At 44.2% G+C, this 25,964-nt stretch carries 30 protein-coding genes and 1 tRNA gene; 26 read left to right on the top strand and 5 right to left on the bottom strand.

The window, feature by feature from the left end:
* Positions 1–2: 2 nt before the first annotated feature.
* From VC28_RS02960 to VC28_RS02900, 13 genes are all read left to right on the top strand, one after another.
* Positions 3–962 carry a TniB family NTP-binding protein gene (locus VC28_RS02960; RefSeq protein WP_049629333.1) on the top strand — a complete coding sequence of 320 codons (960 nt, stop codon included), beginning with the start codon at positions 3–5 and terminating at the stop codon, positions 960–962.
* A complete protein-coding gene (locus VC28_RS02955) occupies positions 949–2,937 on the top strand; it encodes a TniQ family protein (RefSeq protein ID WP_049629332.1) in 1,989 nt (662 codons plus the stop codon). Before VC28_RS02960 ends, VC28_RS02955 begins: the two co-directional genes overlap by 14 nt.
* Before the next feature lie 190 nt (positions 2,938–3,127).
* A complete protein-coding gene (locus VC28_RS02950) occupies positions 3,128–3,586 on the top strand; it encodes a hypothetical protein (protein WP_049629331.1) in 459 nt (152 codons plus the stop codon).
* A 554-nt stretch (positions 3,587–4,140) separates the two neighbouring features.
* Positions 4,141–4,368, top strand: a complete 228-nt coding sequence (locus tag VC28_RS19465) for an AbrB/MazE/SpoVT family DNA-binding domain-containing protein (RefSeq protein ID WP_082191381.1) — start codon at positions 4,141–4,143, stop codon at positions 4,366–4,368.
* An 836-nt stretch (positions 4,369–5,204) separates the two neighbouring features.
* Positions 5,205–6,062 (top strand): hypothetical protein, encoded by an 858-nt coding sequence (locus tag VC28_RS02945; protein WP_049629330.1) that lies wholly within the window; start codon positions 5,205–5,207, stop codon positions 6,060–6,062.
* Between the two features lie 417 nt (positions 6,063–6,479).
* Positions 6,480–6,692, top strand: a complete 213-nt coding sequence (locus VC28_RS02940) for a hypothetical protein (protein WP_049629329.1) — start codon at positions 6,480–6,482, stop codon at positions 6,690–6,692.
* Between the two features lie 221 nt (positions 6,693–6,913).
* Entirely contained in the window at positions 6,914–7,375 is a 462-nt protein-coding gene (locus VC28_RS02935) for an REP-associated tyrosine transposase (protein WP_049629328.1), read from the top strand.
* 212 nt (positions 7,376–7,587) lie between these two features.
* Complete coding sequence (locus VC28_RS02925; RefSeq protein ID WP_049629326.1) at positions 7,588–8,217, top strand: sulfotransferase; 630 nt, start codon at positions 7,588–7,590, stop codon at positions 8,215–8,217.
* Between the two features lie 61 nt (positions 8,218–8,278).
* Complete coding sequence (locus VC28_RS02920; protein ID WP_231591626.1) at positions 8,279–8,821, top strand: type VII toxin-antitoxin system MntA family adenylyltransferase antitoxin; 543 nt, start codon at positions 8,279–8,281, stop codon at positions 8,819–8,821.
* Positions 8,811–9,221, top strand: a complete 411-nt coding sequence (locus tag VC28_RS02915; protein WP_049629325.1) for a type VII toxin-antitoxin system HepT family RNase toxin — start codon at positions 8,811–8,813, stop codon at positions 9,219–9,221. The genes VC28_RS02920 and VC28_RS02915 overlap by 11 nt, the downstream gene beginning before the upstream one ends.
* Before the next feature lie 106 nt (positions 9,222–9,327).
* Positions 9,328–10,158, top strand: a complete 831-nt coding sequence (locus VC28_RS02910) for a DUF6216 family protein (protein ID WP_049629324.1) — start codon at positions 9,328–9,330, stop codon at positions 10,156–10,158.
* Between the two features lie 43 nt (positions 10,159–10,201).
* On the top strand, positions 10,202–10,909 hold the full coding sequence (locus tag VC28_RS02905) for a hypothetical protein (RefSeq protein ID WP_049629323.1): 708 nt from the start codon (positions 10,202–10,204) through the stop codon (positions 10,907–10,909).
* Between the two features lie 211 nt (positions 10,910–11,120).
* Positions 11,121–11,768 carry an OmpW/AlkL family protein gene (locus tag VC28_RS02900; RefSeq protein ID WP_049629322.1) on the top strand — a complete coding sequence of 216 codons (648 nt, stop codon included), beginning with the start codon at positions 11,121–11,123 and terminating at the stop codon, positions 11,766–11,768.
* 1 nt (position 11,769) lies between these two features.
* Here the strand turns inward: VC28_RS02900 and VC28_RS02895 are convergent, their stop codons facing one another.
* A complete protein-coding gene (locus VC28_RS02895; protein ID WP_049629321.1) occupies positions 11,770–12,150 on the bottom strand; it encodes a hypothetical protein in 381 nt (126 codons plus the stop codon).
* A 251-nt stretch (positions 12,151–12,401) separates the two neighbouring features.
* Here VC28_RS02895 and VC28_RS02890 point away from each other — a divergent pair, with 251 nt between their 5' ends.
* The 7 genes from VC28_RS02890 (at position 12,402) to VC28_RS02860 (ending at position 17,958) form a co-directional block, all read left to right on the top strand.
* The gene (locus tag VC28_RS02890) at positions 12,402–12,911 is read left to right on the top strand and encodes a hypothetical protein (protein ID WP_053094148.1); all 510 of its coding nucleotides are present in this window, start codon (positions 12,402–12,404) and stop codon (positions 12,909–12,911) included.
* A 312-nt stretch (positions 12,912–13,223) separates the two neighbouring features.
* Entirely contained in the window at positions 13,224–13,598 is a 375-nt protein-coding gene (locus VC28_RS02885; RefSeq protein ID WP_049629320.1) for a transmembrane 220 family protein, read from the top strand.
* 34 nt (positions 13,599–13,632) lie between these two features.
* Positions 13,633–14,094 carry a hypothetical protein gene (locus VC28_RS02880; protein WP_231591625.1) on the top strand — a complete coding sequence of 154 codons (462 nt, stop codon included), beginning with the start codon at positions 13,633–13,635 and terminating at the stop codon, positions 14,092–14,094.
* A gap of 294 nt (positions 14,095–14,388) precedes the next feature.
* Positions 14,389–15,933: a pectate lyase family protein gene (locus VC28_RS02875; protein ID WP_049629319.1), complete on the top strand. Its 1,545-nt coding sequence runs from the start codon at positions 14,389–14,391 to the stop codon at positions 15,931–15,933.
* A gap of 188 nt (positions 15,934–16,121) precedes the next feature.
* The gene (locus VC28_RS02870; protein WP_049629318.1) at positions 16,122–17,030 is read left to right on the top strand and encodes a DMT family transporter; all 909 of its coding nucleotides are present in this window, start codon (positions 16,122–16,124) and stop codon (positions 17,028–17,030) included.
* A gap of 52 nt (positions 17,031–17,082) precedes the next feature.
* Positions 17,083–17,556, top strand: a complete 474-nt coding sequence (locus VC28_RS02865) for an acyl-CoA thioesterase (protein ID WP_049629317.1) — start codon at positions 17,083–17,085, stop codon at positions 17,554–17,556.
* A 30-nt stretch (positions 17,557–17,586) separates the two neighbouring features.
* Positions 17,587–17,958 carry a DUF2956 domain-containing protein gene (locus VC28_RS02860; RefSeq protein ID WP_049629316.1) on the top strand — a complete coding sequence of 124 codons (372 nt, stop codon included), beginning with the start codon at positions 17,587–17,589 and terminating at the stop codon, positions 17,956–17,958.
* 57 nt (positions 17,959–18,015) lie between these two features.
* Here the strand turns inward: VC28_RS02860 and VC28_RS02855 are convergent, their stop codons facing one another.
* A complete protein-coding gene (locus tag VC28_RS02855) occupies positions 18,016–18,369 on the bottom strand; it encodes a type II toxin-antitoxin system Phd/YefM family antitoxin (RefSeq protein WP_049629315.1) in 354 nt (117 codons plus the stop codon).
* A 50-nt stretch (positions 18,370–18,419) separates the two neighbouring features.
* Positions 18,420–18,959 (bottom strand): MarR family transcriptional regulator, encoded by a 540-nt coding sequence (locus VC28_RS02850; RefSeq protein WP_049629314.1) that lies wholly within the window; start codon positions 18,957–18,959, stop codon positions 18,420–18,422.
* A gap of 243 nt (positions 18,960–19,202) precedes the next feature.
* Here VC28_RS02850 and VC28_RS02845 point away from each other — a divergent pair, with 243 nt between their 5' ends.
* The 3 genes from VC28_RS02845 to VC28_RS02835 are packed head-to-tail and all read left to right on the top strand — an operon-like array spanning position 19,203 to position 21,306.
* Positions 19,203–19,472: a type II toxin-antitoxin system RelE/ParE family toxin gene (locus tag VC28_RS02845; RefSeq protein WP_049629313.1), complete on the top strand. Its 270-nt coding sequence runs from the start codon at positions 19,203–19,205 to the stop codon at positions 19,470–19,472.
* Between the two features lie 27 nt (positions 19,473–19,499).
* Positions 19,500–19,814 (top strand): addiction module antidote protein, encoded by a 315-nt coding sequence (locus VC28_RS02840; protein WP_049629312.1) that lies wholly within the window; start codon positions 19,500–19,502, stop codon positions 19,812–19,814.
* A 43-nt stretch (positions 19,815–19,857) separates the two neighbouring features.
* Positions 19,858–21,306, top strand: coding sequence for a hypothetical protein (locus tag VC28_RS02835; protein ID WP_156184268.1), 1,449 nt, complete (start codon positions 19,858–19,860; stop codon positions 21,304–21,306).
* A 293-nt stretch (positions 21,307–21,599) separates the two neighbouring features.
* Here VC28_RS02835 and VC28_RS02830 read toward each other — a convergent pair.
* A tRNA-Ala gene (locus tag VC28_RS02830) sits at positions 21,600–21,675 on the bottom strand.
* Between the two features lie 174 nt (positions 21,676–21,849).
* A complete protein-coding gene (gene gltX / locus VC28_RS02825) occupies positions 21,850–23,355 on the bottom strand; it encodes a glutamate--tRNA ligase (RefSeq protein ID WP_049629310.1) in 1,506 nt (501 codons plus the stop codon).
* Between the two features lie 236 nt (positions 23,356–23,591).
* Here gltX and VC28_RS02820 point away from each other — a divergent pair, with 236 nt between their 5' ends.
* From VC28_RS02820 to VC28_RS02810, 3 genes are all read left to right on the top strand, one after another.
* Positions 23,592–24,608, top strand: a complete 1,017-nt coding sequence (locus VC28_RS02820; RefSeq protein ID WP_049629309.1) for an acyltransferase family protein — start codon at positions 23,592–23,594, stop codon at positions 24,606–24,608.
* A 257-nt stretch (positions 24,609–24,865) separates the two neighbouring features.
* A complete protein-coding gene (locus tag VC28_RS02815) occupies positions 24,866–25,423 on the top strand; it encodes a peroxiredoxin-like family protein (RefSeq protein WP_049629308.1) in 558 nt (185 codons plus the stop codon).
* Positions 25,420–25,944, top strand: coding sequence for an RNA polymerase sigma factor (locus tag VC28_RS02810; protein ID WP_049629307.1), 525 nt, complete (start codon positions 25,420–25,422; stop codon positions 25,942–25,944). Before VC28_RS02815 ends, VC28_RS02810 begins: the two co-directional genes overlap by 4 nt.
* Positions 25,945–25,964: the final 20 nt, after the last annotated feature.

The raw sequence follows: 25,964 nt of genomic DNA, 5'->3' as shown, positions 1-25,964 counted from the left end.
CTATGAATACCGATAACTCAATCAAATCTATTGCAAAACTCGACAAAATTGTTATCTGTCATCCAGATTTTGACAGAGCAATTGAGGGTATTGAACACTGCCTGCAAAAAAGTAGTGCTTTCCGAGAACCTGTCGGGTGCATGCTAACTGGTCAAGGTGGTTATGGAAAAACAACTATTTGTCGAGTTGTCATGTCCAAAATGCCCAGTGAAACAAAAATTGTAGATAACCATGAAAAAATCGTGATACCTGCTTTTTACTGTTCTGTGCCTTCGCCTGCGACCGTTAAAAGTGTAGCAATCGCCTTACTTATTCAACTCAAAGATCCAAATCCCTTTGTCGGTACAACTGCTCAGTTAACCAAGCGAGTTTGTCACTTACTGAAAAAATGTGAAACAAGGTTAGTCTTCCTCGATGAATTTCATCATCTCTATGACAATTTACGAAACTCAACACGAGTGAATACGGCGGTTTGCAATTGGATTAAGTCCATAGTTAATGACACAGCAATAATGTTCTGTTTGGTTGGAAATATTGATTTTCCTAGCCATTTAGTACACGATTCTCAACTCAGTAGGCGCTTTCCAAAAGAATTTCGAATGCATCCACTGCAACCTTCAACACAGGAATATTCTGGATCAATAAAGCCGTTTGTTGAGGGAATAATCTTACGTTGCGAGAAAATTTTGGGTATCGATTTTACTTCCGATTTTTCTGAAGACCATACTTGCAACCAAATTTATGCTGCGACCTCCGGAAATCCAGCATTTGTTATGTCCCTGCTTAAAGAAGCAATCTATATCACCACACAAAGTGGTGGAAGCATAGTTACTGTAGATGATTTTGGCTTGGCTTGGGAGGACGGAATATGCTCGCTGGCTAGCCGAACTAAAACCAACCCATTCAAAATGAGTCCAGGTGTTTTAGCTTCACATTTGCGAGGTGGAAATGGAGTCCATTAACCTCCCGGTTAAGCCAATTCCATTCCCTGACGAATCAGCAGCAAGTCTGCTGATTCGTTCAGCGCAAGCAAATGGCCATGAATCGGTTCACCGTTTATTTACTCTTGCATTGGATCGTGAAGATAAATTTATCAACCACGGAGACTTGCATGATCAAACTCGTTTTAATGATCTAATTAAACTCTTAGGCTTTAGTTTATCGCACGAGCTGGTTTATCCAAAACTGATTTCCACTAACTTTTCAGACATAGTTATCAATGACGTTCAATATCCGCAATCCTTTTTTCGAAAAGATGGAATAGCATATTGCCCCGACTGCATTAGGGAATACGGATACCTAAGAAAGATTTGGCGTTTTATCCCCTACTCCGTATGTCACATCCATCAAAAAGAAATTATTACAATTTGCAAAAAATGCCATAGGGAAACCAATGCATTTCGCGGATCTATTAACTATTGCAAGAGGTGCGATGCTGAACTGCCGAGTTCACCATCAGTGGATGCGTCCAAATTTCGCTTCCTATTTGAAAACCACATTTTCAAATCACAGGATGATGCCGATCGATATAAGAATCTTTGGCTATTTATTGAGAAATTTACCAAAGAGCTAAATACCTCATTAACGCGTTACGAAACCAACGAAATACTGTATGAGATGTATTGTGATCATAACAAAGCGGCAAACTTGCTAGCTTCGTCCATATACACAAAAGTTCGCGTTAAAAACCCTCATGATTTCCTGGATTGGCTTAATTTACAGTTCAACCTACCCAAAAGTCTCATAGATCCGCTATTGCATGAGCTGATAAACAGGGAAGAATTTAATGACCTGCAAATGTATATACAAGCAGACATCTCCAAAAAACAGGCTGCCGAACTTCTCCGAATAAGCCAAAAAAAATTAAATACCTACATAGAGAAAGAAATTGTCGTTTGGCCAACGACTAAAAGCCGGGAAGCAAAAGCACCGTTAGATATTCTAAAAAAGGCAAATGCAGCCATTCACAATAGCAAGGCATTCTTCAAACCCAAGAAGCTTAGTTTACCAAATGAATATACCGATTTTCCGACAGCTGGTGACGAGCTTATGATAAATACAGAATATGTCCGAAGTCTCTGTAAACACAATTGGCTTAAAACGGAGGAGCTGCTGGTCGATGGGCAATTCAGAAAAGTCATCCTTAAACAGGATCTCATCGACTTTGATGCGCAATACGTGCTTGTTGGGACGCTCGCGAAAGAGCTTGAGCTAAACTCAACGAATCTTGCTGAAAAACTCAAATCAATTGATATAGAGCCTATCGCAGGCCCCTCAATTGATGGACTTCTAACGACATTATTTCGGCGTAGCGACCTAGAAAAAATTTCCAAGGAAATGATAAACAGTATTAAGGTTTACAAGACCAATGCTGGCCGAAAGCCTAATGGATCTCGAACGCAGGCACAGAACGTTAAAACAAGCGTATCAGTTCCAGAAGCATCTCAGCTGCTAGAGCTCAGCCAACAAAAGGTAGCCACGCTGGTTAGAAAGGGAATCTTAAAAAGAGATCCATGCGAAAAGGTTAAAATTTTCATAACTCTTGAGTCTGTTACGTTTCTAAAACATCAAATTAATCGGACAGATCTAATTAGTATCAACGGCGCATGTAAGCTGATTGGCTGCACCAAGCAATGGCTTTACATCAACATAATCAACAAGGAAATTTTACCCATATACGATTACAAATATTGGACTCTGATGTCACTCTCTGACGCGCAGACGATGATTGATATACGTGACACTCACTTTACTTCATATGAAGCTAGCAGGTTTCTTGGACGACACCGCACCCATATAAATAATCTTAAAAAGCGAGGTCAAATAATACCCTGTCACGCACCATTCGATACCGAGAAAAAGCTCGACCTGTACTCAATAGACGATATAAATTTTCTGCGTTTAAAGGAAAAATTTGGTATGGCCGCCGAAAGATAATTGGAAGTGCGCATAATGTTCATCAGAGACATAGGGCGTATAACTGTACAAGCAATTACTGTATATAAAAACATACTGTATTCTTGACCATGCCGTAAATCAAGGATAGTATGTTATTTAACCGACTCATGATTCGATTAGATCGGGACACTACCTACCTTGCTGACCCATGCTAAAAGGAAATCTCATTATGCTAAGCCCTGATGTGTTTACTGCGCTAACTGAAAGCGAGCCACTTAAAACAATAGTGCTTTCAGCTTTTTTATTTGGATTGTTTGACACAGTACTGAAAGGAAAGCTCAATCGGCTAATCGATCACTTAGTCCGACTCCTCGTTAGAGCGATTCCTCTGATGGTTACTAGAATAAAACAGGAAGCTAGAAATCATTTTTCCGCTATCCCTGCCCCGTCGCCCTTAACACGAAAAATTTCGGCTTGGGGAATGGTCATTGTAGAGGTTCTTTTTTCCGCGCTGATGACGGTCTATGGGATGGTATTTATGATTCTGACGACAATGATCCTACTTAAAGATGATCCAAGTATGATCAAAGTATTGCTTGGGGGATTAATGGGAGTTTTAATGCTCTTTATAGCCTACTACTACAGAGCAGGAGCACATAAAACAGCAAGAGATAATAATCTCCTCTAGATTTAGAGACTTTAGGTAAAACTATATGGCACTGCTATCTAACCACTTTCGGTGCTTATGGCTTTACCGAGCAGTACAGATATCAGCCAGGTTATAATCGATAGTTGTAACCTATTATAAAATATTTCTCCAAAAACAAAAAAACCGCTTTTCAGCGGTTTTTTGTGACAACACAGTGGTGAGCTGGGCTATCGTCATGCAGATACTTAGTCAGTTCTTGGATTATAAGCCGTTTTATTACAATGTAAACCTCTGCTCAGAAATCACATGCTGCTTTCTCAAAGTCTCCCCCTCAAAAACAAAAAGCCGCCTATTCGGTAGGCGGCTTTTTGGACATGCCAGGAGTTAGTTGGCCTGTCGTCGAGAAGATACTTTATCGGCCAGTCGATTATAGAAGCCACTTTATTGAAATGTAAATATAGTAATCAAATGCCGAGACCGGAGGTATCTGTCTTACCTATAAATAAAGAGCTAAAGTATGGTTTTCCAAATATCAAAAATCTGGTTCTTGAATTTCGCATTCGATAAGGGAGCCAATATTTAAAGGGGTACTTATGTCAAAAGTAAGTTCCAAAAGACAAGTCACATTGCCTATCGATTTGTGTCTCTTAGCAGGTATCGAGCCGGGTGATGAAGTATCAGTCTTCGTAGATCGAAAGGGAGTTATTTCAGTTGTGAAAAAAGCCGTTGGTTCGTCCAAAGGATTTTTAAGGGGCGCGCGGGCGACCAATAACATGAGTGATGAAAACTCACTGGAGAGTGTTATGAATTCATCACGTTAGATACTAACGTGCCGTAAATATCGTATTTAAAACATAATTTTGCAGGCAAAAATCCATATGTCAGCTCTTAGCGTGCGCCGTGATAAGGCAGCACCTTCCCCTTGGATGAAAATCCCCCTCGGCTATCTCTCCATCGAACACTGCTTGATCTGGGCCAGCAAAAGGTGGCCGCTTTAACCGGAAAGGAGCTATTAACATCTTAACCTCTCCGATAGAGCACTTATCTCGCAATAGTTTTTAATTATTAAAAGATTGATAATGATAGCAAAAACAAGCAAATATTTTTATGTCACGGGTTGTGTCGTTTTTGGGGAAAAATGACATATGATGTGTCGCACTGAAGTGGTAGGTTGCGTCGCGACAGAGGGCTAACTCATTGATTTTAATAGGTACGCTATGACACTGGATGTGTCGTTCGCCGAAAAAGAACCGCGATGAGCTAGGGTGAACCTTCTCATCAAAGAGGAGTGCTTGAGTGTTCATGCAAGCAGTGCTTGTTCGTCGGCCTACGATATGGCTTGAACGCAAGAGGTTCGACACTCCGATGCTGGTATTCGAACTATCAGCAAAAAATCCATGAAAGAGGCAGCAAACCTCTAATTGGCGTGGTGGCCGACCACGTTAAACTTTGGGTGATTAATTTTATCCTGAGCCGGCTTGGGACTGATTGAGGAACACACAATGTTCACTTTTAGTACCAAGAGAGTCACAATTACGATAGACATTGCCTCGATTATTAGAGCATCCGCAATATTGATCTTGGTGTATCCGTTGTAAACAAAACGGGCAGCGCAAGCTGCCTTTTTTGTTATTTACAGAACAAAAAAGGATGGCACGTGCACAAAAGAACATCTAAATACTTTGATCCTGACAAATCATTTTTTAATCTTTTTATTGTCAGGTTATTTATTGGAGCATTAGCTGCGGCCTCTATTGCTGTAACCATTATAATTATAAAAAATTCAAATTTAGAAGCAGACTATTCGTACAAAGGAATAAATCAACTCCTAACCGTATTCAAAGTTCCCCTTAGCATCCTAGCAACCCTAATTCCCATTCTTGCAGTTTTTGCTGCCAACCACATTTCAGAGCAATCCAAAGAATCGAATAGACTTTCGAAAGAGCAAAACACTTTTTCGAATTATTACAGTCACATAGAATTCTTTACGAAATATATGGACGCATACCAAAGCAACCGAGTTATAAACATAAACTCAAGAAAATTGCACAATTTGCTATTCCCTCTTGCAAAACACGGCGACTATCGAATTTCCGCATCGGAAATATCAAAAACCATGAAAGTTATTATTGCATTAATAAAACCAATAAAACTCTACGAGAAAAATCATTCCGTAAAGAATCTAGAATCAGTAAAAGAAAAAATGCTTACCAGCGGCACCGAAATATTTTTACGGCTGACAGATTTTGCCGAAGAAAATATGTTTGACGAAACCAAAGTATCTATTAAATCTCGATTAACCAGCGAGCAATTTGCAGATACTTTTCTAGTGCCATTGGACTCCGCATGGAAGCTCACCAGCCTATTACTTTACGCATGTAGTTTTGACCCACATTACGACCTATCGAGACTCAAAAAACTAGAAGATGCATTTTCAACAATAATGAATTCAAATGAAGAAGTTCTTAGAAATATGAATGCAACTCAAAAACACATAGCTTGTAAGTTGGGCTGAATGTAGCACGTAGGTTGGGCTGAATGTAGGTTGGCGGTGAGCTTGCGAAACCCAATATTCGTAATTGCAAACGGCACATTGTTTTGTGAATGCGATAAACCAATCAACGGTGTATGAATTTTGGTTTCGGTGGTTGCGGATATATGGTCATGTTGGGGTTCGTTCCTCACCACCAACCTACGGAGCACCTTGAACAAATTACGCGAGAACATGTAGGTTGGCGGTGAGCTTGCGAACCCCAACATTCGTAATCACAAATGGCACAATGTTTTGTGAATACGAAAAACCAATTAAAGGTGCATGAATTTTGGTTTTGGTTTTGGTTTTGGTTTTGGTGATTGAGCATATAGATTAAAGGGGGCGTAGTGATTTTTTATTACGCACTAACTTAAGGGCATCAGACTAGGTAGATTATTAATGCATCCTATTCCACAGGGCTATTGTAAGGTCGAAGATGGGGATATGATTCGTGCTGGCGATTTGGCTCTGGGCAAGGTGAATTCTGCCTGTAGTCAGAGCAGCTATGGCTGGAAAAATGTGGAACCACATTTAATTGGGCAGGAGTTTTTTGAAGGCGCTATTGAATTAGGTCACCCATTTTTGTTAATCCGCAAAATCGATAGCACGTAGGTTGGACTGATGTAGGTTGCTGGTGAGCCTGCGAACCGCAACATTCGTAATCGCAAACAGCACATTGCTTTGTGAATACGAAAAACCGATTAACGGCACATGCATTTTGGTTTTGGTGATTGAGCATATATGGTCATGTTGCGGTTCGTTCCTCAGGCTACGCGCCCCGCCGCAACCAACGGGTGCAATGAAATAAATTGAATTATTTACAAGGAGAGTTTATGAAATACCGGCGGGTTTATGTTGAGGGTGGGCATTATTTTTTTACCTTGGCGTTGCCGGATCGTAAGAGCGATTTATTGGTGAAGGAGATTGATTGTTTGCGAGCGGCGGTTAAAACGGTAAAACAAAACCATCCGTTTGAGATTAATGCGATGGTGGTAATGCCCGATCACCTGCATTGCTTGTGGACATTGCCACGCAATGATTACGACTACTCTACCCGCTGGGCGTTGATCAAAGCCAACTTCTCCCGCCGCATTGCCAAAGATGAATTAATAAAAACCACTCGTTTAAAAAAGGGCGAACGCGGAATCTGGCAACGCCGCTTTTGGGAGCATACGATTCGTGACGAACGGGATTTTTACAATCACATTGAATACATACATTACAACCCTGTAAAACACGGTTACGTAGGCAACGCGCAAGACTGGCCGTATTCAAGCATTCATCAGTTCGCGTAGGTTGGCGGTGAGCTTGCGAACCCCAACACTCGTATTCGCAAATCGCACAATGTTTTGTGAATACGGAAAACCAATCAACGGTGCACACATTTTGGTTTCCGTGGTTGCGGAGGTATGGTTATGTTGGGGTTCGTTCCTCACCGCCAACCTACGCCGCTTACGAACCGCAACCGTTAACGAAAACGAAAACTCAACCGGCAATATAGGCATCCATGAATAAAATCTTCATCATCGGCCTACCGCGCACTGGCACTACCAGTATTAGTGTTGCGTTGCTGGATTACGGATTTAAAGTAGCACACACGGCTTACACCAAGCGTGCATTTGAATTGGCCGATGTCATTTCAGATGCACCCTGTTTTGCTGATTACAAAGAATTGGATGCGCTTTTCCCCAACTCAAAGTTTGTGTATCTGGATAGAGCCTTGAGCGCATGGGTGCCTTCCATGCAAAGGCTCCTGAATAAAATGCTGCCGGAGTTAGCGCCCAAAACTGGCTATCTTAATCCAGTCTTGAAACGCTGCATGAATAATACCTTTTCACTTTTTAACTGTGAAAATCCACTATCCCAAGCGCATCTGGAAAATTGTTATAACACGCACAAAAAAGCAGTGTTTAACTATTTTTCCCAGCGCGATGATTTTCTTTCAATCGACATTAGTCAGTCAGGCAACTTGAAACAATTATTGGTTTTTTTAGGTATCGATAGCAGCGCTGCTGGCGAGTTCCCACACTTGAACGTGGGCAAGCAGGTGGACCGCTGGAGGGAATACAAACACCCCAATAAAATAAATTCGAACAGCGCGGGCACAGAGCGCCGCAAGTTTTTTGATTACATCTAACACTTAGGTTGGGCATGATTATCTGCACACTTCGCCCACAATTTTATTTAGAAGAAACTGTATGCGCGACGAATACGATTTCAACAAAGGCAAACGCGGTGGCTTCTATCACCCCAATGCAAAAGTACATTTGCATGAAAAAGATGATTTGGTTTATGGTGACAAGAATAACCCTGGAGCTGCAATGACCGACCATTCATTAACACCCGAAGCCGAAGCCCTAATCTGCACCGAGCTGCAAAAAGCCTTTTCCAATGCACTCGGTATTTACGCCTTCGGCAGCCGCGTGCAAGGCACGGCCAACGCCCAAAGCGATTTGGATTTAGCGGTATTAGTCACAGGTTATGCAGACCCATTGCAGCTATTTGAAATGGCAAACCAATTGGCCGACAAACTCGGTTACGAGATAGACTTGCTCGACCTGCGCGCCGCCTCTACCGTGATGCAGCACCAAGTCATCACCACTGGCCGTCGTTTGTGGGCGAAAGATATGCAAGCCGATTTGTTCGATGTATTTGTATTGAATGAAAAAATGGCTTTAGATGAACTGCGCGCAGAACAACTCAATGAAATCCGCAAGACTGGACGTGTGTATGGTAAATGACATATTAATCAATAAAGCCGCCAGCATAGAGCGATGCATTAATCGCGTACGCGAGGAGTACACCAAAGCCGGTGCCCAATTTGCGATTGATTACAGCAGACAAGATGCGGCAATCCTGAATATTCAACGAGCCTGCGAAGCCTCTCTGGATATGGGGCAACACATTATTCGCACCAAACAGCTCGGCGTAACGCAAAGTGCGCGCGATGTATTTACCCTGCTCGCTCAAGCAGGTCTTATCGATGATACCCTCGCCGAAACCATGAAACGAATGATCGGTTTCCGCAATATTGCGGTTCACGATTACCAAAAACTCTTGCTGCCTATAGTGGAAAACATCATCGCCAACCATTTGGATGATTTTCTTAATTTTTCAAAACAGCTTTTACAAGATAAATAACTTACACACCAAATATAAGCACACAGATTTTGGTTTTGGTGGTTGCGAACACATGGTCATGTTGGGGTTCTCACCACCGAATTACCAATAGAAAAAGGGAAAATTTATGGAAAACACAAATCTATACGAATTTGGATACGCATTTCTAAAAGATTGGGCATATATATTAATTCCACTGCTTATTTTGATAGCAAGCCCGCGCGCTCGCATAATGTTAGTCCATTATCTTTGGAATAAAATATTTAATCAAAACTTCACTCTCGACGACAAAGATCTAAACAATCATGTAAAAAAACAACTAGACTTGGAAAAAATAAAAATTGCTTTCTGGGGGCTAAATATAACAAGCCTAGACCATGCAAAAGCAATAATTAAATGGTGCGAAAAATATGACTTATCTTTAACAGAAGCAAGAGCTCATTCTTCTAGCATAATCTACAACAAAGACAACAACGGCATTAATTTCAAAAAACCAAGCTTTGTAAAAATTGAAAAAAGCTTACAAATAACACAGATTACCTTATCATTTTTCCTCGCAGTCTTAATATTCAGCACGCCATACCTTTCTGGAGTATTTGGATTCGCACTAATTAAAACAAAAGAAACCAAACACTACCTTCTGATAAACTCCAGCAATACGGTCACCAACCTACCGATATTTGAAAGTCATTTTTCACTTACCTCAGATTGTAATACCGAAAACACAGAAAGCTCATATCTTTCCAAAAATGAGCACACTGCACTTTGCAACCTAATTAAATCAAGCAACTCCATCGAAGAGTATCTACAAAAGTCAATCAATAAAAGCTTAATCTTTCTATTAATTCTCCTACCGCCAACTATTTTTTGGATCTATCTTTCCAAGTCAGAACTTAGGCGAATAAATGAAAGAACAAAAATATATGAAATGACCAGATCAAAAGAAAAAAGCAGTTAAAGGGTACAGAAAAATCATCAAACAATTAGACAAAGGAATAATCATGCTTAAAAAAATAATCGCTACCACCCTGGTATTAACTTGCGGAATCGCCCAAGCGCAGGACGATGTGCTTGAAGAGGTTATCGTCACCGGCATTATGGAGACGGATGGTTATTATGAAATGCCTGCAGTTACGCTGAAAAAGCAAGGCGATTTTTTGGTGCAAGACGTTAAGATGATTAACGATACGCGCGATAAAAAAATGCGTGAAAAGGAAATACGTGAAACCCTGTTGGCATTAGCAGAATCCGCCAAGAAGCAAGGGGATATGCAACTGTCTTATGGCGATGAATTCCTGCGTACACTCGACCCGAAAGATAAATCATTGGTATTTACCGAAGACAGGTCGCGTGCAGATACCAGTTATTTTTACTTTTCTGTGAAGCAAAAGGTCAATCCACAATTACCGGCCACTGAACAAGAAGCATCGCTTGAGAAATTCATTAAATCGGCCAAAAAGATTGGCCGTACAGAATTGGATTTAAGCGGTGAAGCTGACCTGAGCATTGTAAACCCAGAAAAATACCGCTACGAGGTGATCAAGAAAATCGCGGAGGAAAATAACACGCTTCGCCAAGCCATCGGCCAGAGCTGCGATATTCAATTAGACGGCATTTCCAACCGTGTTAAATGGCAGCGCACGGGCATTATCGATTTGGTAATTTACATCCCCTATCGCACCCAACTGAATTGTAAGCAACAGCAGTGAAAGTCATACAAGTGCACAAAAAAACTACGCAGACTTAACTCTGGAAGCAGACCCAATTGTACATTTACACGCTAAGCACTTTGCACCAGATCAAATTTTATTATTATTTTTGCTTATTTTTTTCATACCGATTATCAGTTGATATACATCAATCACTACAGCCATAAATTTCGCAACACTACCTCTGTGATTAACAACAGAGGTAGTGCAAATGCGTCATTTGGGATTAATGGTTTTATTAGGTAGTGCCTGTATTACAGCGCCGGTATTCGCACATGAAGATGGCGAGTTTTTTGTGCGTGTGGGTGCAGTGCAGATTGAACCCGATGCCAGTAGCGGTACTGTGTTAGGCGGCGGAGTGGATGTAGATAGTGCAACAGGCATAGGCTTTTCCGGCACCTGGTTTGCAACACCGCACATTGGTATTGAATTATTGGCAGCCTTTCCGTTCGAGCATGACATTGTGGGTACCGGTGCGTTAGACGGTGTTGATATTGGCAGCACCAAACATTTGCCACCCACTCTTTCACTGCAGTACTACCCACTTAGCGAGAGCAAATTCCAACCTTATATTGGCATCGGGCTGAATTACACCACTTTTTTTAGTAACGATACCAGCAACACTTTAGACACCGCACTTGCAGGCAAAACGGATATTTCACTGGATGATTCTGTTGGGCTGGCATTTCAAGTCGGTGCAGATTGGCAACTCACCGACAATTGGTATTTGAATGCGGCCGTCTGGAAAATTGATATCGAGACAACGGCCGACATTTCCGTTAATGGCAAAAAAGCCGCAAGCGTCGATGCCAGTATTGATCCACTGGTAGTGATGGTGGGAGCCGGTTACGCGTTTTGATTTAATCCAGCGGCACATACCCAAAAAATAAAAAACCAAGGAATACCTCACCGACAACAAGGACGTTTTTGCCAGTATCTAACAACATGGCTTGTGGGGTACCTTCCATTTTGATTTTCAGACGTTCGATCTGGTCATCTTCCGGTAATTTAATAAAACACGCGCGGCGGTTTTGGGAGGAGTTATGGCCAAAGTACAATTCTTTGCACACATAAGGCTTGCCTGATGCTTTAAGGGTTTCCTCCACATCCACGTTCGGATCGTCCTGAACGACTTCAATATATTTATCAGGAATGTCTTTATTGAATGACTGGTAAGTTGACTCGCAACCCTGTAACAAAAGAACGCCCAACACACAGGCAATGACTGCTTTAATGTTCATGCTTATATCCTTAAGGCTGGATGATTTTATTTTATAGTCTGTAGTGTATGAACCTACCCTACCTTGTTTGAAACATGCTGGTTGTAACACCTTGTTTCCATTCGTACTGCGCAGACGGCGCTTGCCTGATTGGATTACAGGCCGGAATAGATAATTTACCGTTATCGTGTATATTTGCTCCAGCCTTCGTGGCTTATCGGGCGAAGCCTTATATAACAATTTAATTTTCAATCAGGAACAAGGATTACACGATGTTAAAAAAATCTACATTGGCTATTGCAGTGTTGGCATCTTCATTTAGCACAGTCAGCTTTGCTGACCCTGTTGTTGTTCAATCGGTTATTCCTTATGCAGCGGATTCGCGCATTGCCCAGAATATCCGCAATGAATGTACCAAACTGGGTACACAGTTTGCCGAGTTTACCCAGGAGTTTGGTAAGAAATTCAAAGTTGAGGTACAACTGGCAGGCACCATCGATACCGCGGCTAAAGGCCGTGTATTGCAAATGGAGATTACCGAAGCGGTGAGCATGGGCAACGCATTCATGGGCCACAATAAATATGCCGCTGCGCGCGGTACGCTCTATGAGGACGGTAAAAAAGTGGCGGAATTTGAAGCACGCCGCCAATCAATGGGTGGCGCGTTTGCAGGCTACAAAGGTTCTTGTTCCGTACTGGGCCGTACCATGAAAGCCATGGGTAAGGACGTTGCCCAATGGTTGCAAGCGCCTAACGATAAAGCACTGCTGGGCGATATGTAATTGTGTATTGCCGCCTAAAGAGCGATCCTTAAGCGCTCGCGCAAACAGCCCCGCGCTGTTTGCGCTCCACAAACCGGAATACCCTGCCCTATGACTGCAAACAAACCCTCCGTTACGCCCCCCTCTGCTGCTACAACCTCCTCTGCGCTCTATACCGACCTCTCTGGTTACTATGATCTTATGTGTGCCGATATTGATTATCACGAGCAGAGCAACTATGCGCGCTGGCGCGACCATCGCCCCTTGGGAAACCGGTGCAGCTAATGCATTTTTTGTTGCCATCAAACACTGATTAGAGGAACAGCAACCACTATGATCTACTTAAAAAAATCCATTCATTTATTATTTGCTCTGTGCTTACTCGCATTTGCTGCGTTACAAATCAATGATCCGGACCCTGCAAGTTGGATTTTGTTTTACCTGATTTGTGCCGCAGTGCCGCTGCTGGCATTAATGAACCGCCCGATGAAATCGGTGTTCTGGATTGCACTGGTGATTTGTGGAATTACATTGGGGCTGTATGCCGAAGGTGCTTATAACTATTACCTGCACCGCAACACCGAGCCACTGATGCAAAGCATGAATCCGCAAAAACCTTACATTGAAGAAGCGCGGGAATTTTTAGGTGCGTTGATTGCTTTGGCCATGATTGTGGCAAGTCACTTGTTATCACGCCATCCAAAATAAAAACAATTACTCAATACACTGCAAGGATTTCACCATGACTATCATCAAAACCAGTTACATTGCCGTTATCGTTTTGTTGCTGAGCGCTTGCGCCACCAAGCCTGAGCCAACGGCAAAAGAGGAAATGTCAGACGAGGAACTCGCCTCCGCAATCGTCGCACTTTTGGGTGAAAGTAAAAAAGTGGATGAGAAAGCAGTAGCCAAATATCCGCTGGGCTCAAAAGACAACCCTGTGCGCGTAAGTGGCCCTATGGGGCAACGCTATTATCTCTCGCGTTTGGTGTGCGACAACAATGAGCCAGTATCGGCATTCCAACGCGCAGGCAACGCGGGCATCGGCCCCTTCGGCAACATTATCGATCTGTATGATGTGATTTGCGATACCAACAAAGGAGCCGTTACACACAGTGTGTATTTGGATATGTATCACGGCGATTACAACGAGACACGGCCAGCCGCCGGTTTTATTGCGCTTAAACCCGCCAAGGAAAAATAAATGTGTGACGTAGTTTTTGCATTGTCACTTTTTGAAACAAGTGAATCTCGCCAGAATTAAAAATTTGAATTTCTGCCTACGCGGGTGTAAAAATAGAAACACGGTGCGCATTAAAGTGCACCGTGCACTTCCCTGACACTGATGTACAGTTGGTATCGATAGTCGCTCCGGGCAGGCATAAATAACAATAATACGGCCTTGTGTTACTGGAAAAAGTTTTACCCATCTCCAGCCTATTTCGGTCAATCCGTCCTGATTAATAAACCAATTAATAACTGAGACGAGATTGTAAATATGTTTACTATTCAACCTTTTGGATCACACCAAAACGGAATTTCTTTCCGCATTAAATCCATCGCCACAGCAGTTGCTTTTGCAACGAGCGGAACTGTTTTTGCTGCAGCAACCGGTGGTTTCTCTACAACCGATGGCGGCAACATTTCAGGTGCGCAATCGTTCACTGCATCAACTTACGAGCAAATCAACACCATCATCGCCAATGCCAAGCTGGATGCAAACGGCAATAAAGTGACGGGCGGCGCTTATCCGCTCATCATCACTTACACCGGCAATGAAGATGCATTGATCAATCAAGTGATTCGTGACCACACCGTCGATTCATCCGGCAATTGCCCCAAAGCGCGCTGGAATGATGCCTACCGCTATGTGGAAATCAAAGAATTTACCAAGGGCATTACTATCGTTGGTGCAAATGGTTCTTCTGCCAACTTTGGTATTGTGATTAATAAATCTAATAACGTGATTGTGCGCAATATGAAAATCGGTGCGCTCGCCGGTGCCAATAACGATGCGGATATGTTGCGCATCGATAGCGGCAGCAATGTGTGGATTGATCACAACGAATTATTTGCAGTGAATAACGAATGTAATGGCTCACCCGATGGCGATCTGACATTTGAAAGTGCAATCGATATTAAAAAAGATTCGCACAATATTACGGTGTCTTACAACCTGATCCGCGATAGTAAAAAAGTCGGGCTCGATGGTTCCAGCAGTAGCGATATTGCCGGTGGGCGCGAGATTACGTTCCACCATAATATTTATCGCAACGTAAATGCGCGCTTGCCACTGCAACGCGGTGGTTGGACGCACATGTACAACAACCTTTACGACGGCATCACCGGCTCCGGTATTAATGTTCGCCAGAATGGTTACGCGCTGATTGAAAATAACTGGTTCCAAAATTCGCTTAACCCGGTGACCTGCCGCTTTGATAGCAGCAACTGTGGCAAGTGGGAATTGCGCGGCAACAACATCACGAGCCCGGGCGATTTTGCGACCTATAACATCACCTGGACAAGTGGCGGCACCATCGATGCCACCAACTGGACAACCACTGCCCCCTTCCCTATCAGCATCCCTTACAGCTATTCGCCGGTGAGTCCGCAATGCGTGAAGGACAAGCTGGCGCAATATGCCGGCGTGGGTAAAAACGGTGCGCAACTCACTGCAGCTGCTTGTAGCGGAACAGCGTCATCCATTGCTGCATCCAGCAAGCCTGCAAGCTCGTCGGTTGCAGCGGTTTCTTCCAGTCGCTCATCCAGCTCGGCAGCATCAGTCACTCCATCAAGCGCAGCGGCAAGTTCATCTGGCGCGCCGGTATTAACCGGTACGGGCGATTACCCTGATGGTTTTTCCAAGTGCGCAGATTTGGGTGGCACTTGTTCAGTCACCTCTGGTGATGGCTGGGTTGCCTTTGGCCGCAAAGGTAAGTGGGTGACCAAACGTGTATCCGTGCCTGGCAGTATTGCATGCACCGTAGCAGCCTTTGGTTCTGACCCGGGCGGCAATCCAAACAAGTGTTCTTATAAGCGTTAATCGTTACCGCTGAAAATTCAGCAAGCAAAACGGCGGCCGTCGTTTTGCTTGCTGTCTGTTTTATTTACTGCGAGTTTTAGTTGCTCTCTGTTTTATTAGCCGCCTGCTTTATTGACTGAGCAGGTTAATTTGCCCAGCGTTATTATCTGTGGCAAGGTGCAATCCTGTTTTGTCGGTGCACCTGTCTTATGGAAAATTCCCACTCCCGTTTCTCTCCCACCGTTATCGGTATTGTGTGCGTATTTATCGGCACATTTTGTTTTGCAAGCAAAGGCATCATCATCAAACTCGCCTATCAATACGGTATTACTGCCGCACCTTTATTGTTATTGCGGATGTTATTTGCACTGCCGTTTTATGCTGCCGTCGCGCTCTGGATACATGCCCAAAAGGTAGCGCCGCTTGCAAAAGGCGACGGATGGAAAATCGCCGGCTTAGGCCTGCTTAGTTATTACCTATCCAGCCTGCTGGATTTTATGGGGCTGCAATATATTTCCGCCGGACTTGAGCGTTTGATTTTGTATGTGTACCCAACGCTGGTGTTATTGATGCTGGCATATTGGAAAAAAGAAAAAATAACCGGCAAAACCAAAATTGCATTAGCGATTGCCTACAGCGGTATGCTGTTGGTTTTTATTCAGGATTTACGCCTCACCAGCGATTGGAACCTCACACTGCTCGGTGCTGGTCTGGTGATGCTCAGCACGATTTTCTTTGCATTATTTGTCGTGCTCGCAGGCGATATGATCCGCAAAGTCGGTTCCAGCCGCTTCACCGCCTATGCAATGTTATCGGCTTGCACCGGTGTTATTGTGCATGGCGTTACACTGAGTGACCTTGCTGAACTACACCAATCCAATCATGTTTATGTGCTCGCACTGTTGCTCGCTTTTTTCTGCACCGTTATCCCCAGCTTTTTAATGAATAAAGGCATCAGCTTACTGGGCAGCGGCAAAACAGCCGTACTCGGCAGCATAGGCCCGGTGATCACCTTATTTTTAGGTGCACTCGTTTTAAACGAACACATTACACTGGTGCAATTACTCGGCGCTGCGCTGGTGATTGGCGGTGTTGGCTTGGTAACAGCAAACAAATAAAATCATCCGATATTGCGATGACGACAACCACTATTTTCCAGCGAGAACAACTATGAACAATCCGCAACGCGACATCACCCTCCGTTTTTTAGCCGAGCCACAAGATGTTAATTTTGGAGGAAAAGTGCACGGCGGTGCCGTGATGAAATGGATCGACCTTGCAGCCTACGCCTGCTCCGCTGGATGGAGCGGCCGCTATTGCGTAACCGCTTATGCAGGCGGTATCCGTTTCGTATCACCCATCCATGTGGGCAATTTGGTAGAGGTCGCCGCAAAAATTATTTATACCGGCAAATCATCCATGCACATCGCCATTGAAGTAAACGCGTGCGATCCAAAATCCCTGAGCAGACGGCTCACCACACATTGCATTGTCATCATGGTCGCGGTCGATGAATCCGGCCAACCGGTTCCCGTACCAACATGGATACCACAAACCGAAGACGATAAACAACAACACGAAACCGCCATTAAATTAATGGAGATGCGCAAAAAAATCGGCGAAGAAATGCGTATTTTTATTTAATCGTCTCCCTGCAATTGTTGAGATCCCGTTATGACGCAACAACAACCCGCAACTAAAACCAAACAAAAGAAAAACGCACGCGACCTGCGCGTTGAAGCGCTAAAAATCGCCAACACCATCAAATCCGAAGGCCAAACCCCGGTCGAAACCAAAGCCATCGCCAACGGAATCCAGCGGGGAATGGAAATATTTTTGCGTCAACAAAGCGAAAAAACTCGCGAATTAGATAAACGCGTAAAAAAAGTAAAACAATTGTCCAATCAGTTGTCGCAACAAAAACCAGACAACACTCAAGAAGAAATCACCACACCCCAAACCAATACCCGCTTGCCGTGGGTATTGCTGGCGTTGTCGTGGGGGTTGTTTTTGATTGTGGTGGGGGTAATGGTGTTTGGGAAATGATGCGATGGGTTAGGTAAACCCATCACGTCTTATTTTTCATCAGGCAGCCGGGCAGAATTACTCCGAAAAACCTTTCAAATCATCCGCTTTTGTATTCGCGATTAAATCTTCTCCCTCTTTAATAATCGCACTTAATCGTGATGTCGATGGTCGGAACTGGTTACTCACTTCCGTATCGTTTTTTCCAAGAAAGATAATATGCTCAATACGCTCAAAAATAATTTTCTCGCGTGCAACATCGCCATTAGCCGTGGATTGCACGGCATAAAGAGCGTCAGGTGAAGCAAGAAAGTTAGCGAACTCCGAAATTAAATAAGCCTTAACGTCATCAGGAGCTTGGGTAACTTCTACTCCAAGTTCAACTCGGCCATCAACTAAATTGAGAATATCTTCAATATCACGACTACTCAAAAAATCCTGACAACGCCTTGGCAACTATAGCGATCATATCGCGGTGAGTGTTATAACGATTCATAAACAAATTCCTTTTCAAGTAATTGAGCCGCAAGCTGGGCTTCACGCACATTTCCTATACGCACAGCATCGACCAATGCCAACAATTCATAAAGTTTTGGATCTGCTTTGGCAGCTGCGGGCGCAGATTTAAATAAAGGCACAATTGCCTGCCCTTTCGTTTTACCGGTTGCATCAGGCCATACATTAATGATGTCACCGGCAGACATCACCTTACCTTCCATCACCGGCGCAGCAAACGACGTTGGAATACCACGCACTAATTCAGCAGGTCGAACCGGGAACACATACCGAATACCATTCAATAAAAACCCTAACAGCGCCTTGCGATTCACTTTTGGCACACCAGTTTGATGCTCGCGCGCAACTAACCCGACACGAATACAGCGATTAAGCGATGCACTAAGCTCCGATTTACTGATACCAGTAAACGCCTCCAATTGACGCACACTATAATCCGCATCCGGCGCACCGGACTTTTCCATGCTTATCAATTTCAGCAACAGCAGTATGTCCTGGCTTTTCATCGCTATACCCTTGGTGGTTTACCATCAAAACACAACTGTCCTTTGTTTCAGGACAAAGGACAGTTGTAGCATTGGGGTGACTAAAAATCAATCTCATATAGCTTGGATGCCGCACCTCCCTCAAGCATTCAAATCGAGTGCAGGAGGCTCAAAATAAATTCAGGTATATTCCACCAAGCAAAACTACTCGCTCTATCGCAGTACACAAGGATTGAAATATGTATACTTTAGGATACACTCAGCATGTATAGCATTCTCACCACAGAAGAATTTGATAAATGGTTCACCTCACTCCGCGATAGAAAAGCCAAAACACTGGTACAGGTCAGAATCAATCGTATGGAAGACGGCAATTTTGGTGACTGCCAATCCGTAGGCAATGGTGTATCTGAATTACGCATACATCATGGCGCGGGCTACAGAATTTATTTCAAACGCTCGGGACTGGAAATTATTGTGTTGTTAGTTGGTGGCGACAAATCATCGCAACCAAAAGATATAAAATGGCGATAGCTCTCGCCAAAGAATTGGAGTTATAAAATGGCCGCATTAAAACTGCGCAAATGGGATTCTGCTGAGCACTTAACAACAGAAGATGACATAGCTCTTTATTTGGAAACCTGCTTTGAAGAAGCAGGTTATGATGCGGCCTTTATCGCCAAAGCTTTAGGTAACGTTGCCAAAGCCAGAGGAATGACCCAATTGGCAAAAGATTGCGGCCTTGGCCGCGAGAGTCTTTATAAAGCTTTATCAGGTGAAGGCAACCCGAGCTTCGCTACAATTCTCAAAGTGCTCAAGTCGTTGAATTTGGAATTGCATGTTAGCAAAGTGAGAGCTTGGCGCTCTCACGCTTAACGAACTTCTTGTCCAACAACACTACATGGCACTAGACGAACACATGACTATTAAAAATATTTCCTTCGACGCAGTAATAACCGATTCCAACGGAAAAAAACTGGAGGCAGAGTGCAGAATCTCCGAACCGCCATCAAGCGGTTTACCCGCAGATATTTCGATAGAAATTCCTTTAATGGGTGAGGAAATCACCTCCTTTGAAAACCCTTGCATATTACATAGCATAAACAGTAGCTATGACATTGAAGTTCAAGACCTTTGGTATCGATCAATGCCTGCTGGCAGGACTCGTAGGAAGCATGAAAGAGGAACTTTTAAAATTGAACACGCAGGCCAACTTTCAATACGATCACATCATTGCAAGAGTAACCTACCGCGACTCAGATTTAATCTTTCGCCAATAAGGTTCTTTCAAGAGCATCTCAATGCAATTGTTGTTAATTATTCAAATCTTCCAAGCATGGAGCTAGAGCTGTTTAAACTGAATACAACAGAACTTGGAGATATTCGATTCATAAAGCACTGGTACATCCACCATATTGAGAAAAAAGATATCACAGCAGAAATTCATGCAAGCTTCGCAGTAGAAGTAAATTGCGCAGGAACAATGAAAACCTGCATTACAGAGATTTCCAATCAAATCCGAGATATTCTCATACCTCTGTCAATCTTGACTCGGCAAGCAATCACCCTGCATGGCTGGGAATGGTGCAAAAGCGATGGCACGGAAACTACTTGGATTTATCCTCTTAACCCTAATCTCGCACCTGACATGGCAATAGAACCGATTCTGGATCTCTGCATTGAAAAAGAATTTCAGTCTCAAGCACAAAATATGGTTGAAAAATTTCTTGCGTCCAATGCCGAAATAAAAGAGGCCGTGACATTGTTATCTGCCGCATTATCACCACATCTTGAAAAAACGACATCCGCAAATTTTTTTGCGTTATTTAGTGTTTTAGAACAAGTGGTATCGATTGAGAAATTAACTAAGGAAGATAAAAAGAAACTCCATGAAACAGATTATGCACTTATCTCAGCACTGCTCAAGTTAAAATTAGACATCCAGGGCGAAAATCGTACTCATGCCGAGATACTAACAGCCCGAATAGATGGGTTAATTTCTAAAGTCAAAAATCCATCCCCACCAAGCTTCATGGTGAGACTTAAAAAATTTCAAAATACTTATCCCCATTTCAACCGATACACTTCAGATTTATGGCCAATCTCAGGAAATGAAAAAAAACCCGGTTTAAAACAAATCCGCGACTTGCTGGCACACCAGTTACGAAAGGGACACAACGCTCAAGCAATTGCTGTAGCTCACTGGCATTTAGCTCGCCTCGCTGAACGACTTGCTTTTATCTTGCTTGATACAGAAGTACCAAAAGGAATTGAGATCAACTCTCCCACACTTGCGCGCGAGGGCTGGTACAACCGAATGTATTGGCTGTCAGTACAGGAAAAAGCACAGACCAACCCAACTAGCTAACACAAAACAAAAAACCCGCTTATCTTGCGATAAGCGGGTTTTTAATTTGGTGGAGCTAAGTCTGCTCCACCCACAATCCTGCCAATCCATAGACTTAGCTTAAACATCCCGACCGCGGGATGCACTCGGCACATCCATGTGCCTCGCCCTGCGGGCAGCTTCGCTGTGCAAAACGGCTATCCTACCGTTTTGTGAACCGCATCAGCGGCTCTCACCCACTTAGCTCCACTTCGAACATTTATTTTCGCGCAAATAAAAAACCCGCGTTTCGTGAGAAACGCGGGTTTAGTATTTGGTGGAGCTAAGCGGGATCGAACCGCTGACCTCAACACTGCCAGTGTTGCGCTCTCCCAGCTGAGCTATAGCCCCAAAAACGGGATACGACTGTGTCGTAAGTGGCGCGCATTCTATGCAGCGACTGGCGGAGTGTCAAGCAGTTTTTACTCCACCCTCTGCGCTGATTTTGTTTGTAAATCAACCAGTTACTTAACAACAATGCCGTATTTGCTGGCCTCAGCACGGCTGTGTTGAGGCCAGTGGGTATTAGGCAGCGGGTTGTTCGGGGGTTGCGCCTAATTTATCAAAGACCTTTTCCAAATCTTTTTGTTTGTTTTTACCAAAGCCACCGAGTGCATTGATCGCGTGGCGGATGCGCGCGCGGCTCATGTCGGGGCCGATGATTTGCATGGAATCCACTACCGGGAAAGACGCAGTGGAACCGGCGATGGCGACAAACACGGGGGCGATGGCGTCTTTGATTTTCAGGCCCATTTGATCGGCAAGTAGTTTCAATTCGGCAAACAAAGTATCGCGATCCCAAGTGCGTAAGGCTTCCAAACGCCAGAGCGCAAATTGCAGATATTCTTTTTGTTTTTCGATATCAAGCTTATTGCCTGCAAAACTCGCTTCGGTCACTGGCATCATGCCGCTCACGAGGAAACCGGCAAGCGGTGCAAAGTCGCTCAACGTTGTCATACGCGATTGGGCGTGTGGCAGTGCTTGCAACAGGGTTTCTTTGTTGAGCGCCCAGTTATGTAAACGCTCTGCCAGCTGCTCGATAGTGAAATTCTCGCGAATCCACAGGCTGTTTAACCAGCTGAGTTTTTCCACATCGAAAATCGGGCCGCCGAGGGAAACGCGCAGCAAATCGAAGTGTTCCTGCATTTCGGCGAGGGTAAATTTCTCGCGCTCGTCCGGCATTGACCAGCCCATGCGACCTAAATAGTTGAGCATCGCCTCGGGCAAATAACCCATGCGCTTGTAATAGAGAATGCTGGTGGGGTTTTTGCGTTTGCTGAGTTTGGATTTATCCGGATTGCGCAGCAGCGGCAAGTGGCACAGCACGGGCGCTTGCCAGCCGAAGTATTCGTAGAGTTTTAAATGTTTGGGCGCGGAGTTGATCCACTCCTCACCGCGAATCACGTGGGTGATTTGCATCAGGTGATCGTCCACAACGTTGGCGAGGTGATAGGTGGGCATGCCGTCGGCTTTGAGCAGCACTTGCATGTCCACTTGCGACCATTCGATCTCGATCTTGCCGCGCAGCATATCGTCGATTTCACACACGCCCTCTTCCGGGATTTTCATGCGGATCACGTAAGGCTCACCTGCATCGAGTTTCGCTTGCACTTCAGCGGGCGATAATTTCAAACCGCGACCATCGTACTTGGGCGTTTCACCGCGCGCTTGTTGTTCGCGGCGCATATCGTCCAGCTCTTCGGCAGTGGCGAAGCAATAAAAAGCGTGGCCTTTTTCGACCAACTCCATGGCGTATTTGCCGTAGATATCCATGCGCTCGCTTTGGCGATAAGGGCCGTGCGGGCCGCCTACGTCCGGGCCTTCGTCCCATTCCAAACCTAACCAGCGCAGGCTGTCCAGAATCGCCTGTTCGGATTCGGGGGTGCTGCGGGTTTGGTCGGTATCTTCAATGCGCAACAGGAATTTGCCGCCGTGCTGACGGGCAAAACACAGGTTGAACAAAGCGATATAAGCGGTGCCTACGTGCGGGTCGCCAGTGGGCGATGGGGCAATACGGGTGCGGATGGTCATTTGAGCCTTTCTCTGAGAATCGGTAAAAGGCCGCCATTATAAAGGAGATTGCACTGAGCGCCGAGCACTTCACCGCCAGCGCCATCACTATCACCAGTCGCGATTAATATTCGCCCGGATCGTGCATATCTCACGCTTTTCTTTTGCAAACTTAACATCCCACCTCTACAATCGCCACCCGCCCGTAAGCGCCTTTTCTCTTCATTAATACCCGTAGCAAGTCAAAACAGGAAGTTATGAGAAACATACAAATAGACATAGTACGTGCCTTGGGACTGGCGATGATCATCCTTGCACACATTTCACCACCTGCGGTTATCCATCAACTACGCAATTTTGACGTACCCTTAATGGTATTGATATCTGGCATGGCGTTCGGACTCTCGTTCAAACAGGAAGCCTACAGCCACTATCTCTGGAAACGAATAAAACGACTGGTATTCCCGGTATGGATTTTCCTTACCGGCTACTTTGTTACCTTAGCGCTGTTGGATCTGAAAATTGAGACATTGTCCGCCGAAAAAATTATTCGCTCCTATTTATTGATCGATGGGATTGGCTATGTTTGGATTATTAAAGTCTTCCTGCTAGTGGCACTGGTATCACCACTGATTTATCGCTTTCACAAAACGATACCCAGCAACAAACTCTACTTTTCATACATTAGCTTTGCTTTTTTCGGCTATGAAATAACAAGATTGCTCTCACAAGATTTTTTTAACACCGAACCAGGTAAAATCATTGAAGCCATCAGCCACTATTTGATTCCTTATTCGTTAGTTTTCGCTATTGGCCTACGTCTACCATCGCTCCAAAGAAATGAAGTTCTATGGATCGCCGCCATGTGCCTCTTACTCTTTGTCTCAGTAGCGCTATATTCGTTTATACAAACCGGAGGCTTTGTTGCTACCCAAAAACACAAATATCCACCGACTCTTTATTATTTTTCTTACGCATTGGGTATAGCGTTAATAGCCTGGGTGCTAAGCGAAACCGTGCAACGCTTGCTGGACAAAGTGACTTTACTCAAAGTGGTTACATTATTTATCGCGCAAAATAGTATCTGGATTTACCTATGGCATATTCCCTTTGTAAAAGTAGCCACGGGCCCTTTTCATGTTAGATATCTACTAGTGCTGAGCGCCGCTTGTCTATTGACCTGGGTACAAGTTTGGATAGTTAATAATTGGGCCTTAAAAAAACTCAACGACAACAGCAGCCAACGTAATATCAAAATGTTATTTACGGGGTGAAGGCGCAAAACTGTTGTGACCGCCACACATTAAGGTCGAACTGATCGTTAACGTTAATATTGCTTAAACCTATTTCCACCTCCTAGATAGACACCGAAACTCAAACTCATCATTAAATCTCCGCTATTGCTTCTCACAAATGAGAAGCAATTTATTTTTATCATGGCGAATCCATTTGGCTCACCACTCCCACTAGTGGATAGAAGACTTCAAGAACATTTAAAACGTTCTTTCACCATAGCCAAAAGGAAAACTCTATGCACATGCTAACCAGCACCAAACTGAAACCCGGCAGCATAATCTCCAAGCGGGTTTGGCAAAATGCCAATGGGCGAGAAGTCAGTATCCCAGCCGCTGACGGCTGGACACATCTGCAATTCCGGCGTTATTCCGGTTGCGCGGTGTGCAATTTACATCTGCACAGTTTCATCGCCCGCCAAAACGAAATACGCGATGCAGGCATACAGGAAATGATTATTTTCAATTCAACCCGCGAACGGATTCTGGCTGATCTGCCTGATTGCCCATTTACATTGATTGCTGACCCGCACAGGTCTTTATATGCTGAGTTTGGCGTAGACCAATCGGTGATGGCAGTATTGAACCCGGCTGTGTGGTTGCCTGCATTGCGTGGGGCGATGCAATTTGGCGTACAAGTACCACGCGATGATGAAACCAGCCTTGGTTTGCCTGCCGATTTCCTGATCCGCAGCGATGGCAAGATAGTCGCTGCGCATTACGGTAAACACGCGAATGACCAATGGTCGGTTGACGAATTATTAACGCTCGCCCGCACAGAGAATGAAGTTGCATGAAAGCACCGGCATCATTAATTAGCGCAGCGCAAACGGGCGATCCGTTTGCGCTGGAGCAATTGATTAGCAACAGCTATCCGGATTTACGCCGCTACGCACAAAAACATTGCCACGCCAGCCACGCAGAAGATGCAATTCAAGAGACGCTGTTGATTGCAACGCGCAACATTCGCAGCCTGCGCCAATTGCATTCATGGCTCGCGTGGTTAGTGACGATTTTAAAAAGACAATGCCACTATTTATTCCGCGCCTTTAATATCAACGTACATTTAACCGATGCCGAGTGGAGTGAATTTATTGAACGCACCCCCACGCACAGTTTAAAAACTGAATTAATTGCCGCGCTGGAATCGCTCCCGCCACATTATTTGGAAATCATTTTATTGCGCGATTTTGAAGAGCTCAGCATCGCGGAAATTGCAGCGCGATTAAATGAAAATATTCCCGCCATCAAAAGCCGCCTGCACCGTGCAAGGACATTAATGCGGGAATATTTACTGAGCAGCGCAGATATTAATTAAGTAGCGCAAATGTTAATTAA

The organism is Cellvibrio sp. pealriver, from assembly GCF_001183545.1.
Taxonomy (GTDB): Bacteria; Pseudomonadota; Gammaproteobacteria; order Pseudomonadales; family Cellvibrionaceae; genus Cellvibrio.
The sequence above is the reverse complement of the archived record's forward strand: the minus strand, read 5'-3'. Positions and strand labels throughout refer to the sequence as shown.